Below are 13,716 nucleotides of genomic sequence, written 5' to 3' on the forward strand. Positions count from 1 at the left end.
GTAATGGAAGAACAGGCATTAGTCATCGCGCTGGTGGGCGTTTTGGGAATCGGGGCGCAATGGCTTGCGTGGCGAACCGGATGGCCTGCGATTGTGCTTATGCTCGCCGCGGGTTTCTTGGCCGGTCCGGTTGCCGCGTTGGTATTCGGGTCTCCGCTATTCAACCCCGAGCAAACATTCGGTGACCTTCTTGAACCAATGGTCGCGATCGGCGTTGCTCTGATTCTTTTTGAAGGCGGGCTTAGCCTAGATTACCGCGAGCTGCGCCACGCGGGCGATGGTGTCTGGCGGCTGGTTATCTTCGGTGTGCCTATCGGTTGGGCTTTGGGAAGTGCGGCTGGCTGGGCTGCAGGCCTGGTCTGGCCCGTCGCGATCCTGTTTGGCGGCATTCTTGTGGTCACAGGTCCGACCGTAGTGATGCCGCTCCTCAGGCAATCTTCGGTGCAAACACGCCCGGCTGCGATCCTGAAATGGGAAGCCATTGTTAATGATCCGATCGGTGCATTATGTGCCGTGATCGCGTTCGAATATTTCCGTATGATTAGCGAGCGTCCAGGCGCGACATTGTTCGAAGTTGTTCCGCCAATGATTTTCGCGGCCATTATCGCAGGGCTTCTTGGCTATGCAGCGGCCAAGGCTATCGCATGGGCGTTCCCGCGCGGTGCGATTCCGGAATATCTCAAAGTGCCAGTCCTGCTCACAACAGTGGTTGCGGTGTTCGTCCTGTCGAACAAGATCGAGCATGAGGCGGGTCTGGTCGCCGTCACTGTTATGGGCATCGCTCTCGCCAATATGCATGTGTCGAGCCTGCGCAGCATTCACCCGTTCAAGCAAAACATCGCGGTTCTGCTGGTGTCTGGCATCTTCATCCTGTTGTCGTCCTCGCTTTCGATTGACGATCTCGCTTATATCGACCCGCGTGTGAATCCGGGCTTTATCCTGTTCTTGCTTGGTCTGCTGTTTGTGGTTCGCCCCGCCACAATCTTGCTCAGCCTAGCGTTCAGTTCAGTGCCTTGGAACGAGCGGCTTTTCCTTGCGTGGATCGCTCCGCGCGGGATCGTGCTGGTGGCGATCTGCGGCCTGTTTGCGCTGCGTTTGACCGAGCTTGGCTATGCTGATGGTAACATTCTGATCGGCCTGAGCTTCGCAGTGGTTGTCACGACAATTATTGCACACGGCTTTACAATCGATCTGGTTGCCCGCTGGTTGAAAGTGAAAGGCGATACGCGGCCCGGCCTTCTGATTGTCGGCAGCACGCCGTGGAGCATTGCGCTCGCTGAACATATGGTCGTCCTCAAAACGCCGGTGATGATTGTTGATCCAAGCTGGCAACGACTCGGAGCGGCGCGCAAAGCCGGGCTGCCATTCTATCATGGTGAAATTCTGAACGAGGCAACCGAACATAATCTCGATCTTGCGCCGTATCAGGTGCTGGTCGCAGCTACCGATAATGAGGCCTACAATACGCTGGTTTGCAACGAGTTCGCACATGAGATCGGACGAGATTCGGTTTACCAGTTGGGCGCGTCGACGGCTGAAGATGACAAGCACGCAATACCCCCATCACTTCGTGGCCGCGCATTGTTTGAGGCAGGCTTCGGCATGTCCGACGTGATCGAGCGGAGCCAACAGGGGTGGATTTTCCGTAAGACGACGCTGTCTGACGAGTTTGACTTCGAAGACGCGCAGGCAAAGCTGCCGGAGGCGGCGCATATGCTTTTGCTGCTGCGTGAAAATGGCCGGATGCGTTTCTTCACCCACGCCGTGAAACCAGAGCCGCGTGCAGGCGATACGATCATTACTTTCTCGCCTCCGAAGGCGAAATCACCCGAGGAAGTGGCTGCTCGCAAAGCGGAGCGTACCACTGGAAAGGTGCAACCGACATGAGGACGATGACCATGACTTACCGGGCCCCGCTGGCGATCACGCTCGCCCTTGCTTTGGCGGCATGCACTAGCGAACCAGCCGAGCCGGAGCCCGAACCGCTGCCAACGGCAACGATTGGCGAGACACCCGTTCCAGAAGAATCGGAAGGGGTGTCGATCATCCGTGAAGATTCCGATGTGGCGCAAGAGATCATCAGGCTGCAGCCTTTGGAAACGCGCATATCCTTCGATCAGGGAGGATCAGATCTGAGCGGTACGGCAATTGCCGAGTTGGAGGCGGTTCTCGAAACACGCCAGTTCAAGGCAGGGGGAGCGATCGTTCTTAGCGGGCATACCGACACAAAGGGTACCGACGCAGCCAATATGCGTGCTGCGCAGAACCGTGCAGAAGCTGTGCGTGATTGGCTGGTTGCAAAGAACGTTCCGCTAAGCCGTATCACTGTCATCGCTATCGGTGAGCAGAACCCAGCGCGGCCGAATGCAAGGCCGGACGGTTCACCCGATGAAGAGGGCCGGGCATTCAATCGCCGTGTCGATGTGGTTATTACTGTCCCTGCTGAGCTGGCTGGACCCAATCCTGAGGATGAAGCGCCCACGCTGGTCGAGCAGGTTTCCACCGAAGACTAGCCGGAGTCAGCACTTTCGCGCACGAGTGTAAGTGCTTTGTCAGCCAGGCCGCGTGGGCAAATCAGCAAATCGGGTAAATAAGTGTCGCTTTGATTGTACTGCATTGGCGATCCATCGATCCGCGAACAATGCAGGTCGTTTGCAAGTGCGACCGCCACTGGCGCGCAGCTGTCCCACTCATATTGTCCGCCCGAGTGCAGGTATATTTCCGCTTCGCCGCGCACCACTGCCATGGCTTTGGCGCCTGCAGACCCCATAGGCACAAGCTCACCGCCCAACGCCTTAGCAACTGCAACGGCTTCCTTGGCGGGGCGCGTGCGGCTTACGACCAAACGCGGAATTTGCGCATGCTTCACGTTCTGCAAGGGCTGGTCGGTTCTCAGCACAATGCCTTTATCCAGACCGGGCAAAGCGACCGCGCCGGTTACGGCCTTGCCATCAATGGCCAGACCGACATGGACTGCCCAATCGCTTCGACCTTCGCCATATTCGCGAGTGCCGTCGACCGGATCGACGATCCAGACCCGCGATTTGGACAGGCGCGCGTCAGTGTCCTTGCTTTCTTCCGACAGCAATCCGTCATCCGGTCGCAGTTTGCGCAATGCATCGACCAAGTAGCGATTAGCGGTCTCGTCACCTGCGTTACCCAAAGCTTTACCCTCGAAGGCACCGCTCGCGCGAACATCGAGCAGGATTTTGCCAGCCTCGACAGCGAGATGGGCCGCAAGCTCTGCATCGTTCATGTTTGCGGGTTCACCACTCATTGGGCTGCTCACTTTAGAGGCATGATCTGACTGATGATATGGTCAGCGGCTTCTTCGACCGTCATCTCGACCGTGTTGACGCGGATCTCGGGCTCATCGGGTGCCTCATAAGGGCTATCAATGCCGGTGAAGTTCTTGAGATCTCCACTGCGGGCTTTCTTGTAAAGCCCTTTCACATCGCGCTGCTCGGCGACTTCCAGCGGTGTATCGACGAAGATCTCGATAAATTCGCAATCCTCCATCATCGCGCGCACCAGATCACGTTCGGCGCGGAATGGGCTGATAAAGGCGGTCAGGACAATGAGGCCCGCATCGGTCATCAGCTTGGCGACCTCGCCCACACGGCGGATATTCTCGATCCGGTCAGCTTCCGTAAAGCCAAGGTCTTTGTTCAACCCGTGGCGGACATTGTCACCATCGAGCAAGAACGTATGACGGTTCATCACATTGAGCCGCTGTTCGACAGCATTGGCAATCGTTGACTTGCCCGAGCCTGACAAGCCGGTGAACCACAGCACGCGCGGCTTCTGGTTCTTCAGATCGGCGTGATGATCGCGCGTAATCGTGGTCGCTTGCCAGTGAACATTCGACGCGCGGCGCAGGCTGAAATGCAGCATCCCGGCACCGACGGTGGCATTGGTGATTTTATCGACCAGAATGAAACCGCCCAAGGCACGGCTGTCTTCATAAGCCTCAAACGTGATCGGACGGTCAGTGTGAATTTCGGCGACGCCGATAGAGTTGAGTTCGAGCGTTTTCGTTGCGAGTTTCTCCCCGGAACCCCCAACATTATTGACGTTGATCTCGTATTTCGGCTCTTGGACTGTCGCCGTCACTGATTGGCTGGCCAGCTTGAGCGTATATCCACGCCCGGGCTTCAGCGCTTCATCATCCATCCAAACCAGCGTCGCCTCGAACTGATCGGAGGCTTCGGGAGGATTGTCTGCAGCGGCAATTACATCGCCCCGGCTGCAATCGACTTCATCTTCCAAGGTGATGGTGACCGATTGGCCGGCAACGGCTTCGTCCAATTCGCCATCATAGGTCACGATGGTTTTGATCGTGCTTGTCTTGCCAGAGGGGACTATGCGAACTGCGTCACCCCGTTTGACCGTGCCGCTACCGATTAAACCTGAGAAACCACGGAAGTCGAGATTGGGCCGGTTGACCCATTGCACGGGCATCCGGAAAGGCTTTTCCTGCGCAGCGACATTGGCAATCTCGATAGTCTCGAGATGATCGATCAGGCTTGGACCATCATACCATGTGGTATTCGCGGATGGCGACGAAGTGATGTTGTCGCCCTTGAATCCGGAAATCGGAACGGCTGTGAATGTTTCGATGCCGATCTCATCGGCAAAAGTGGAATAGTCGGCGACGATCTGATCGAACGTGCTTTGGTCATAATCGACCAGATCCATCTTGTTCACCGCCAGCACCAAGTGCTTGATACCGAGCAAATGCGCGAGATAGCTATGCCGCCGCGTCTGGACGAGCATACCTTTGCGCGCATCGACGAGGATCACCGCGCAATCAGCGGTTGATGCGCCGGTGACCATATTGCGCGTATATTGCTCGTGTCCCGGGGTATCGGCGACGATGAACTTGCGTTTCTCTGTGGCGAAGAAGCGATAGGCGACATCGATGGTGATGCCTTGCTCACGCTCTGCCGCCAGTCCGTCGACCAGCAATGCGAAGTCTATATCCTGACCCTGTGTGCCGACTTTCTTGCTGTCGGCCTCAAGCGCGGCCAGTTGATCTTCAAAGATCATCTTCGAGTCGTAGAGCAACCGCCCGATCAGCGTGCTTTTGCCATCATCCACACTGCCGCAGGTAATAAAGCGCAGCAGTGATTTGTTCTGATGTTGGTCGAGATATGCGTTGATATCGTCGGCAATGAGCGCGTCGGTTTCATAAGAAGCATCAGCCATTAGAAATAGCCCTCCTGCTTCTTCTTCTCCATCCCGGCACCGCCTTCATCCTGGTCGATGACCCGGCCTTGGCGCTCGCTGGTGGTGGTGAGCAGCATTTCTTGCACGACGTCAGCGAGAGTCGATGCCTCGCTTTCGACTGCTCCGGTAAGCGGGGAGCAGCCCAATGTACGAAAACGCACCGAACGCTCGGTAATTTCTGGCCGATGCCCCATCACCTTCTCGAGCCGGTCAATATCATCGGCCATAAACAGACCGCCCTCATATTCATAAGTCGGGCGCGGTGCGGCGAAATAGAGTGGCACGATCTCGATATTCTCGGCCATGATGTATTGCCAGATATCCAGCTCGGTCCAGTTACTCAGCGGGAATACGCGGATGCTCTCACCCTTGGCTTTCTTGGCATTGTAGAGATTCCACAATTCCGGCCGCTGCTGCTTCGGGTCCCAGCCGTGGTTGGCGGTGCGAAAGCTGAAAATGCGTTCCTTGGCCCGGCTCTTTTCCTCGTCACGCCGCGCGCCGCCAAAGGCTGCGTCGAAGCCATGATGGTCGAGCGCCTGTTTCAGACCTTGTGTCTTCCACATATCGGTATGGAGAGCGCCGTGATCGAATGGGTTAATCCCGCGCTCTTTTGCCTCAGGATTTTGCCACACCAGCAATTCCATTCCAGCATCCTGCGCGGCTTTTTCGCGCAGCGCATACATATCTTTGAACTTCCACGTCGTATCGACATGCATCAGCGGAAATGGCGGCGGTGAAGGATAGAACGCTTTCTTCGCCAAATGCAGCATCACCGCGCTGTCTTTGCCGACAGAGTACAGCATGACCGGCTTGGCCGCCTCTGCGGCAACTTCGCGCATGATATGGATGCTTTCGGCTTCGAGCCGTTCGAGATGGGTCAGGCGGCGCATGCGTTGCTTGGCTTTCTTGTGCGATATGTATTGCCGGATTGGGCGTGTTCAGGGACAAGTGCGAGCTAGTCAATATCGCCCTGCGGACAAGTTAGATTTGCTTGCGAGCCGGAAAGGGCGTTGACGAATCCGCAATTGTGGTCGAAAGCGCCTCCCCACAGCGGGCGGGTATAGCATAGTGGTAATGCTCTAGCCTTCCAAGCTAGCTAGAGGGGTTCGATTCCCCTTACCCGCTCCAATCTTCCCGCACGAAAAAGGCCGGACGCCCGGCTAATGCCAAGACGCCCGACCCATGCGACCCGAAGGGCTATCAGCACCAACGGGCAGCGGCTGTTAGCAGGTGCCGCACAAATGGCTTGTCCCTCAATTGGGCGGCACAGGAATCGTTCTCTTCGCAGTTGCACAAAAACTGCAAGCCAAACGTAGGAAAACTGTGTAGGGGCGCTGAGCTATTACATCGCGCAAAGCGACTTCCCGGCGCCGCACCAGACTGCTGGCCCCTAAATTTTGTGAGTATCATGAGCTTTACTGACCTTCCGCCAATCCTTGGCGATGCATTGACCGAACGCGGCTATGAGAAGCCCACCGCTGTACAAGCTGCCGTTATCGAAGAGGAAGCGGCTGGCCGCGATCTGATCGTCTCGGCGCAAACCGGGTCGGGTAAGACCGTAGCATTCGGCCTCGCTATGGCAGAGCAAATGCTCGGCGATAGCGGTACCGTTCCATACGGCATCCAGCCGCTGGCGTTGGTGATCGCACCGACGCGTGAACTGGCATTGCAGGTTAGCCGTGAGCTCGGTTGGCTCTACGCAAAGGCAGGCGCACGGATTGCCACCTGCGTTGGCGGGATGGATGCATCGAAAGAGCGCCGTTCATTGCGCGGCGGCGCGCAGATTGTCGTGGGTACGCCGGGCCGTCTGCGCGACCATCTGGAGCGCGGTGCGCTTGATCTCTCGGCATTGAAAGCTGTTGTCCTCGATGAAGCTGACGAGATGCTCGATATGGGCTTTCGCGAAGAGCTTGAGGCGATTCTTGACGGCACGCCGGAAGGCCGCCGAACACTTCTTTTCTCGGCGACGATGCCCAAATCTATCGTGTCGCTAGCCAAACGATATCAGAACAATGCTTTGCGGATATCGACCGTTGGTGACGATCGCGGGCATGGCGACATTTCCTATCAAGCGGTCACCATTCCGCCTTCGGAAATTGAAAGTACAGTCGTCAATCTTCTGCGCTTCCATGAAGCTGAGACTGCAATCTTGTTCTGCGCAACGCGTGACGCCGTCCGGCGTTTGCATGCGACTTTGCAGGAGCGCGGTTTTGGTGTCGTCGCTCTGTCGGGCGAGCACTCGCAGCAGGAACGCAACCAGGCGATGCAAGCACTGCGTGACCGCCGTGCGCGCGTCTGCGTTGCAACCGACGTTGCTGCGCGTGGAATCGATCTACCGACCGTCACGCTGGTAATTCACGTCGAAGTGCCTCGCGATGCTGAGGCTTTGCAGCACCGTTCAGGGCGTACCGGCCGCGCGGGCAAAAAGGGTACGGCGGTTATTCTTGTGCCCTATCCGCGCCGCCGCCGCGTCGAATCGATGCTGCGCAATGCGAAGATCAAAGCCGACTGGGTGGGCGCACCGACACCGGAAGCCATTCGGGCACAAGATCGCGAACGCTTGATGGAAACGCTGCTCGCTCCGGTTGAGGCAGATGAAGAAGATCTCGCACTGGGGCGCAAGCTGCTGGAAACGCGTTCTGCTGAAGATATCGCAGCGGCTTTGGTGCAATCGCACCGCGCGAAAATGCCGCAGCCGGAAGAGCTGATTGCGAACACGCCCGAAGCGCGCAAGGAAGCGCAGCAGGAACGGCATCGTCCGGGTTTCGAGAACACCGTCTGGTTCCGCATGGATATTGGCCGCCGTCACAACGCTGATCCGCGCTGGGTGCTGCCGCTGCTATGCCGTCGCGGTCATATCACGCGCAATGAAGTCGGCGCGATCCGTATCGGTGGTGACGAGACATTCTTCCAAGTTCCGACTAACATTGCTGACAAGTTCGAAGATGCTGTGAAACGCACGGCGGAGAACGATGACAAGGATCGTCCGGTTCATATCGAACGATCCGAAGGTGGGCCGCGAGAGCAAGCGCGCCATAATGCGCGTCCCAAAAAGGGGTCCAATAATCGTCAGGGCAAAAAACCCTATCGCAAGAGTAAGCATGAGCGTGACGGACAGAAGCGCCATGTTGGACCACAGCGTGATCGCGGTCCCAAACGTGACGGTGATGGCGGTCAAGTCCGCGCTGGCAAGTGGGACCGTGAAAAGTCCGGCAAGCCGGGCGGAAAGAAACCTGTCAAGCAGCGCGGACCCAGAGTGAACTTCAAGCACCGCAAAGGTGGCCCGAAGAAATCGGACTAAATACGCCGAAGGAAAGTTACCCGTCCCAGCGTGGGCGATGCGACTGTTTTCGGCTGTGTTTACCCGTGGCGATAAGGCCTAAAGCAACCGCGCGAACTGCTGCGGTTGTCCGGTCGGTCACGTCCAGCTTGGCGAATATCCGCTTCACATAACTGTCGACCGTAGACTTCGAAATTTCGAGAATATCGGCGATTACCGCATTGCTCTTCCCTTCGCCAATCCAGCGAATGACATCGAGTTCGCGCTGGGAGAGATCGGGAATCTCGCGGCCAAATGTACCGACGAGTGCGCAGTAGCGTTGGAAACACAATTGTGCCGCCACCTGCACTTTGCGTAGATCCGTATCATTCTCTGCGGCACCCTCTTTGGGCAAGCCTACACCCACGAAACCGGAACGGGCGTTGGGCCCGGTGCAATGCACGGCGATGCCTTCGCTCATTTTCAGATTATCGATGAAGGTGAGGTATTCCCTTTCTCCATCACTCAACTGCGCCAGCTTTCCGGCATCGGACCAACGAAATGCGCTGGAGCGGTTGAGAGCGATATTGGGAAGTGGATCAGATAGATGAAGCCGAGCGCGATATTCGCTTTCCCACTGCTCGGGGAAGCCGATATTCCACATTGTCCGGCCGACACGGCGGTCGGCGACAACTGGCGCGAGAAAGTAAATCGCGCTGTAGTCCACGGCCTTGAGTAGTGTCAGAATAGCGCGCCGATAGGAGACAACACCATCGGCCTGCGCGACCAACGCCAATGCATCCCAATATTCCGTAGTTTCGTCATTCATGGAGCACCCCGCTATGGGCTGTGCGACTCCGAATGGTTTGGATTTTACATATTGACGGCCATGTTGTCGATGAGACGCGTTCCGCCGATCCGCGCGGCAACCAACAAGCGGGCTGGGTGGGTGTCGAGCTTATCCAATTTTGCAAGATTTGCTGCGTCGGCAAGATCGGCATAGTCGACCGAGCTGAAGCCTGCGCCTAGCAGTGCGTCTTCCAAGGCGGCCAAGGTCCGTCCGACATGTTGACCGTCCTCGATCCGCGCAATTGCCTCGCGCATTTCACGTGGCAACGTGGCTGCAGCGGCGCGATCTTGGTCGTCCAAATACCGGTTGCGGCTACTCATCGCTAGGCCGTCCGGTTCGCGCACGGTTGGGATTCCGATAATATCGTTCGCAAAGGGCCGGGTTAGATCAAGGTCGCGCGCCATTTGCCGGATGACGGCAAGCTGCTGCCAGTCCTTTTCCCCGAAGCAGGCGATATCGGGCAGAACCTGATGGAACAGCTTGCAAACCACCGTGGCAACCCCGTCAAAATGCCCGGGCCTGTCGGCACCGCAGAAATCGGCGCTGACGCCTTCAACGGAAATGCTGCTGGCGAAGCCCTTCGGATACATCTCATCGACGGTTGGTGCCCACAACAAGGCCACACCTTCGCTCTCAAGCATTGCGGAGTCCTCTGCCAACTGGCGTGGATAGGCGTCCAAATCCTCGTTCGGCCCAAACTGCGTCGGGTTTACGAAAATTGATGCGACCACGTGATCGGCAAGTTTCGCCGCTTCGCGCATCAATGTCAGATGCCCGTCATGCAATGCGCCCATCGTCGGAACCAGCGCAACTTTCGCGCCGCCTTTCCGCAATTCGGCGACGCTTTTTCTCAACATGTCGAGCTGTGCGATTGTTTGCACGGGGTGAAACCCTCCGGTAGTAAAATGCCTATCACCTCTAGCCGTGCTAGGGATGTCAAAACAACCCAGATACAGGACATGCGCTTTGCCAGATACCACGCCGCACCGGATTACATTCGCGAATGAAAAGGGCGGAACGGGTAAGTCGACCACCGCAGTGCATGTCGCGGTGGCGCTGGCATATCAGGGTGCACGGGTAGCGGCGATTGATCTTGATCCGAGGCAACGCACAATGGATCGCTATTTCGAGAACCGTGCGGAAACCACTGCCAATCGCGGCATCGATCTGCCGACTGCGCATTGCGCCGTGTTTCGCGGCGAGACGATTGAAGAGTTTGACGCCATGGCGGAGGAAATGGGGCAGGGTGTCGACTTCCTGATCGTCGATACGCCGGGCCGCGACGATCTGTTTGCGCGGCATGCGGCAACCGAGGCAGACACGCTGGTCACGCCGATGAATGACAGCTTCGTCGACTTTGATCTGATCGGACAGGTGGATTCGGAGACTTTCAAAGTCCGCCGGCTGTCCTTCTATGCAGAGTTGATCTGGGAAACGCGCAAGATGCGCGCGATCCAGCAACGCAAAGAGATCGACTGGGTCGTTGTGCGCAATCGGAGCGGCCACACCGAAGCGCGCAATATGCAGCGGATTGAGCGGGCGTTGGGCGAATTGTCGAAACGTGCCGGTTTCCGTGTCGCCAAGGGTCTGTCCGAACGGGTAATCTATCGCGAGCTCTTCCCATCCGGCTTTACGCTGCTCGACAAAGGGCATCTCGGCGAACTTGGCACTAGCCATTTGGTTGCGCGGCAGGAAATGCGTTCGCTGCTTGCCAGCTTGAACCTTCCCGCGCACTCGAAGCCGGAACCCACGCTGGAGCTTGCCTAACCGATGATGAAATTTGCCCTTATTGCGCTGCTCGCCAGCCTCGCCTGCAAGCTCGTCTTCGGCAAGTGGCCGTGGCAATTCGCGCAGGGCAAAAGCACGCGGGCGCAGGCCTTGTTCAAGGCGCGCAAGCTACTTGGTGTGCGTGAGAACGCCACACGGCAGGAAGTGCTGCAAGCGCATAAGCAACTGATCGCGATGGTGCATCCGGACAAGGGCGGAACCAATGACCAAGTGCATGAAGCCAATGCTGCGCGCGATCTGCTGATCAATGAACTTCCCTATCCATCCCCCGACAAGCCCTAGGATATCCCGATGAACCATAGTTTCGACCCGACCGTCCTCCGCGAATATGATATTCGCGGCATCATTGGGGAGACTTTGGGTCCCGATGATGCGCGCGCTATCGGGCGCAGTTTCGCTACGCTGTTGAAACGGGCCGGTGGTTCCAAAGTGGCCGTCTGCTATGACGGGCGTGTCAGTTCGCCGATCCTCGAAAGCGCTTTGGTCGAGGGGCTCAATGCCAGCGGCTGTGATGTTGTGCGCGTGGGTATGGGCGCGACCCCGATGCTCTATTATGCGGCGGCCTCAGCCGATGATGTGGATGGCGGCATTCAGATAACCGGCAGCCATAATCCCGCCAATTATAACGGCTTCAAGATGGTATTTCAGGGGCGTCCTTTCTTTGGCGAGGATATCCTGACGATTGGACGTATGGCCGAGGCGGGCGATTGGATCGACGGTCTCGGGGGCGTAGAAGATCGCGAGATCTTGGACGAGTATATTGACCGGTTGGTTGCTGGTTTCGGCGATATCGACCAGTCTGCGCTTGCGGGCCTCAAAGTCGGCTGGGACAATGGCAATGGCGCGGCTGGTCCTGCGCTGGAGAAGCTTGCGGCGCGACTCCCCGGGGAACACCACCTTCTCTACACCGATGTCGACGGGAATTTTCCAAACCATCATCCTGACCCCACTGTTGAGGCAAATCTGGAGGATCTGCGCGCACTGGTCGCGGAGAAGAACCTCGATTTCGGAGTGGCATTCGACGGTGATGGTGACCGGATCGGTGCAATTGACGGCGAAGGCCGCGTGATCTGGGGCGATCAACTACTGATGATCTATGCCGAAGATTTGCTTCAAAGAATGCCCGGCTCCACCATTATCGCCGACGTGAAGGCATCACGCGCACTGTTCGATCATGTTGCGGCGCATGGCGGTAAGCCGGTGATGTGGAAGACGGGTCACAGCCTGATTAAGTCCAAAATGAAGGAAACAGGTTCGCCATTGGCTGGTGAGATGAGTGGCCACGTGTTCTTTGCGGATGATTATTACGGATATGATGATGCGCTCTATGCCGGGGTCCGGTTGATCACCGCTGCTGCAAGGCTGGATAAATCCGTTACCGAGCTGCGCGGCGCGATGCCGAATATGATCAACACGCCGGAGATGCGTTTCCAAGTTGATGAAAGCCGCAAATTCGCTGCGATTGACGAAGTCAAAGAACGGTTGGCGAACAGTCCCGCTCAAGTTGACGGGACCGACGGCGTCCGTGTGACCACCGATGATGGTTGGTGGCTGCTACGCGCGTCGAACACGCAGGACGTGCTAGTCGCGCGTGCAGAGAGTGAAAGCGAAGCTGGCCTCGAACGCCTGATGGCGCAGATCGATGAGCAGCTGGCTGCATCAGGCCTTGAACGCGGGGAAAGCGTCGGGCACTAACGCACCATAGTAAGCTCTTAGGAAGGTTTGAAAATGTTGAAGAAATTCCTGACCGTCACTGCAGCCAGCGTGCTTGTATTGGCTACCCCCGCCCTGGCACAAGACACTATGGAATCGCCTCAGACGGAAGAAGGCGAAGCGGGCGCCGAAATGCTTGAGGCGATGATGTCGATGTTTGCGGCAGAGCCACTGACGGCTGAGCAAGAAGCGCGGCTGCCGCTTGCGACCGAAGTGGTCACACGCATGATCCCGGAAGGGGCGATGGGCGAAATGATGGGATCCATGCTCGATGGCTTCCTCAAACCGATCCTCGACATGGAACAGGAACCGAGCGCCGCGAATGTCGCAGAGCAGCTTGGCGTGACCGAGTTCGATATTTCCGTGGATGACGGCGATGTCGCCGAAGCGCTAGCGATCCTTGATCCGGCCTGGACCGAGCGGAAGGAAATCGAGCGCAATATGATGCCCGATATTATGAACCAGATGATGACGGCTATGGAACCCGCGATGCGCAAGGGGATGTCGGAAGTCTACGCAGTGCACTTTTCGTCGACCGAGCTGGGTGAGATCAACAGTTTCTTCAAGACCGAAACCGGCGCCAATTTTGCTCGTAAGTCTTTCACCATTTCGAGCGATCCGCGCTTGATCGGCTCGATTATGGAATCACTGCCGGAAATGATGGGATTGTTTGAAACCATAGGCAAACAGATGGAAGAAGCGACCGCTGAACTTCCTGCCGTTCGCACATATGAGGATCTGAGCGAAGCAGAGCGTGCCCGTTTAGCCGAGCTGGTGGGCATGGATGCGAGTGGCCTCGAGGCGACCATGAGCGGTGATGAAAGTGCTGGTGTATCCGGCGGGCTGATCGTCGAAGATATGAGTCAATAAGTCTGCG

Annotated in this window: 12 protein-coding genes and 1 tRNA gene; 8 read left to right on the plus strand and 5 right to left on the minus strand. The window is 57.3% G+C overall.

The window, feature by feature from the left end:
- Nucleotides 1–3: 3 nt before the first annotated feature.
- Nucleotides 4–1,887, plus strand: coding sequence for a sodium:proton antiporter (locus tag J9777_RS12725; RefSeq protein WP_209349184.1), 1,884 nt, complete (start codon nt 4–6; stop codon nt 1,885–1,887).
- 11 nt (nt 1,888–1,898) lie between these two features.
- Nucleotides 1,899–2,513, plus strand: coding sequence for an OmpA family protein (locus J9777_RS12730; protein ID WP_209349185.1), 615 nt, complete (start codon nt 1,899–1,901; stop codon nt 2,511–2,513).
- Here J9777_RS12730 and J9777_RS12735 read toward each other — a convergent pair.
- The 3 genes from J9777_RS12735 to cysD are packed head-to-tail and all read right to left on the minus strand — an operon-like array spanning nt 2,510 to nt 6,119.
- The gene (locus tag J9777_RS12735) at nt 2,510–3,277 is read right to left on the minus strand and encodes a 3'(2'),5'-bisphosphate nucleotidase CysQ (protein WP_209349186.1); all 768 of its coding nucleotides are present in this window, start codon (nt 3,275–3,277) and stop codon (nt 2,510–2,512) included. The genes J9777_RS12730 and J9777_RS12735 overlap by 4 nt on opposite strands.
- An 8-nt stretch (nt 3,278–3,285) precedes the next feature.
- Nucleotides 3,286–5,208, minus strand: coding sequence for a sulfate adenylyltransferase subunit CysN (gene cysN / locus J9777_RS12740; RefSeq protein ID WP_209349187.1), 1,923 nt, complete (start codon nt 5,206–5,208; stop codon nt 3,286–3,288).
- A complete protein-coding gene (cysD, locus tag J9777_RS12745; protein WP_245228733.1) occupies nt 5,208–6,119 on the minus strand; it encodes a sulfate adenylyltransferase subunit CysD in 912 nt (303 codons plus the stop codon). The genes cysN and cysD overlap by 1 nt, the downstream gene beginning before the upstream one ends.
- Nucleotides 6,120–6,283: 164 nt before the next feature.
- On the opposite strand from cysD, the gene J9777_RS12750 reads away from it, so the two are divergent.
- Nucleotides 6,284–6,357 (plus strand) — tRNA-Gly (locus J9777_RS12750).
- Nucleotides 6,358–6,637: 280 nt separating this feature from the next.
- Nucleotides 6,638–8,530 (plus strand): DEAD/DEAH box helicase, encoded by a 1,893-nt coding sequence (locus J9777_RS12755; RefSeq protein ID WP_209349188.1) that lies wholly within the window; start codon nt 6,638–6,640, stop codon nt 8,528–8,530.
- A gap of 16 nt (nt 8,531–8,546) precedes the next feature.
- Here J9777_RS12755 and J9777_RS12760 read toward each other — a convergent pair whose 3' ends face one another.
- Nucleotides 8,547–9,317, minus strand: a complete 771-nt coding sequence (locus tag J9777_RS12760) for a LuxR family transcriptional regulator (protein WP_209349189.1) — start codon at nt 9,315–9,317, stop codon at nt 8,547–8,549.
- Between the two features lie 44 nt (nt 9,318–9,361).
- Nucleotides 9,362–10,219, minus strand: coding sequence for a pantoate--beta-alanine ligase (panC, locus tag J9777_RS12765; RefSeq protein WP_209349190.1), 858 nt, complete (start codon nt 10,217–10,219; stop codon nt 9,362–9,364).
- Between the two features lie 52 nt (nt 10,220–10,271).
- On the opposite strand from panC, the gene J9777_RS12770 reads away from it, so the two are divergent.
- From J9777_RS12770 to J9777_RS12785, 4 genes are read left to right on the plus strand one after another with little or no spacing between them, the layout of a single operon-like run.
- On the plus strand, nt 10,272–11,105 hold the full coding sequence (locus J9777_RS12770) for a division plane positioning ATPase MipZ (protein WP_209349191.1): 834 nt from the start codon (nt 10,272–10,274) through the stop codon (nt 11,103–11,105).
- 3 nt (nt 11,106–11,108) lie between these two features.
- A complete protein-coding gene (locus tag J9777_RS12775; protein WP_209349192.1) occupies nt 11,109–11,408 on the plus strand; it encodes a molecular chaperone DnaJ in 300 nt (99 codons plus the stop codon).
- 9 nt (nt 11,409–11,417) lie between these two features.
- Nucleotides 11,418–12,821 carry a phosphomannomutase/phosphoglucomutase gene (locus J9777_RS12780; RefSeq protein WP_209349193.1) on the plus strand — a complete coding sequence of 468 codons (1,404 nt, stop codon included), beginning with the start codon at nt 11,418–11,420 and terminating at the stop codon, nt 12,819–12,821.
- A 33-nt stretch (nt 12,822–12,854) separates the two neighbouring features.
- The gene (locus tag J9777_RS12785) at nt 12,855–13,709 is read left to right on the plus strand and encodes a DUF2059 domain-containing protein (RefSeq protein WP_209349194.1); all 855 of its coding nucleotides are present in this window, start codon (nt 12,855–12,857) and stop codon (nt 13,707–13,709) included.
- The last annotated feature ends 7 nt before the right edge of the window (nt 13,710–13,716 follow it).

Origin of the sequence: Pontixanthobacter sp. CEM42 (assembly GCF_017812015.1) — a bacterium.
In the GTDB taxonomy this organism is placed as follows: domain Bacteria; phylum Pseudomonadota; class Alphaproteobacteria; order Sphingomonadales; family Sphingomonadaceae; genus Pontixanthobacter.

Excerpts from the sequence above, each read along its gene's own strand:
- J9777_RS12725 (WP_209349184.1), top strand. The coding sequence starts at position 4 with ATGGAAGAACAGGCATTAGTCATCGCGCTGGTGGGCGTTTTGGGAATC.
- J9777_RS12730 (WP_209349185.1), top strand. The coding sequence starts at position 1,899 with ATGACTTACCGGGCCCCGCTGGCGATCACGCTCGCCCTTGCTTTGGCG.
- J9777_RS12735 (WP_209349186.1), bottom strand. The coding sequence starts at position 3,277 with ATGAGTGGTGAACCCGCAAACATGAACGATGCAGAGCTTGCGGCCCAT.
- cysN (WP_209349187.1), bottom strand. The coding sequence starts at position 5,208 with ATGGCTGATGCTTCTTATGAAACCGACGCGCTCATTGCCGACGATATC.
- cysD (WP_245228733.1), bottom strand. The coding sequence starts at position 6,119 with ATGCGCCGCCTGACCCATCTCGAACGGCTCGAAGCCGAAAGCATCCAT.
- J9777_RS12755 (WP_209349188.1), top strand. The coding sequence starts at position 6,638 with ATGAGCTTTACTGACCTTCCGCCAATCCTTGGCGATGCATTGACCGAA.
- J9777_RS12760 (WP_209349189.1), bottom strand. The coding sequence starts at position 9,317 with ATGAATGACGAAACTACGGAATATTGGGATGCATTGGCGTTGGTCGCG.
- J9777_RS12770 (WP_209349191.1), top strand. The coding sequence starts at position 10,272 with ATGTCAAAACAACCCAGATACAGGACATGCGCTTTGCCAGATACCACG.
- J9777_RS12775 (WP_209349192.1), top strand. The coding sequence starts at position 11,109 with ATGATGAAATTTGCCCTTATTGCGCTGCTCGCCAGCCTCGCCTGCAAG.
- J9777_RS12780 (WP_209349193.1), top strand. The coding sequence starts at position 11,418 with ATGAACCATAGTTTCGACCCGACCGTCCTCCGCGAATATGATATTCGC.
- J9777_RS12785 (WP_209349194.1), top strand. The coding sequence starts at position 12,855 with ATGTTGAAGAAATTCCTGACCGTCACTGCAGCCAGCGTGCTTGTATTG.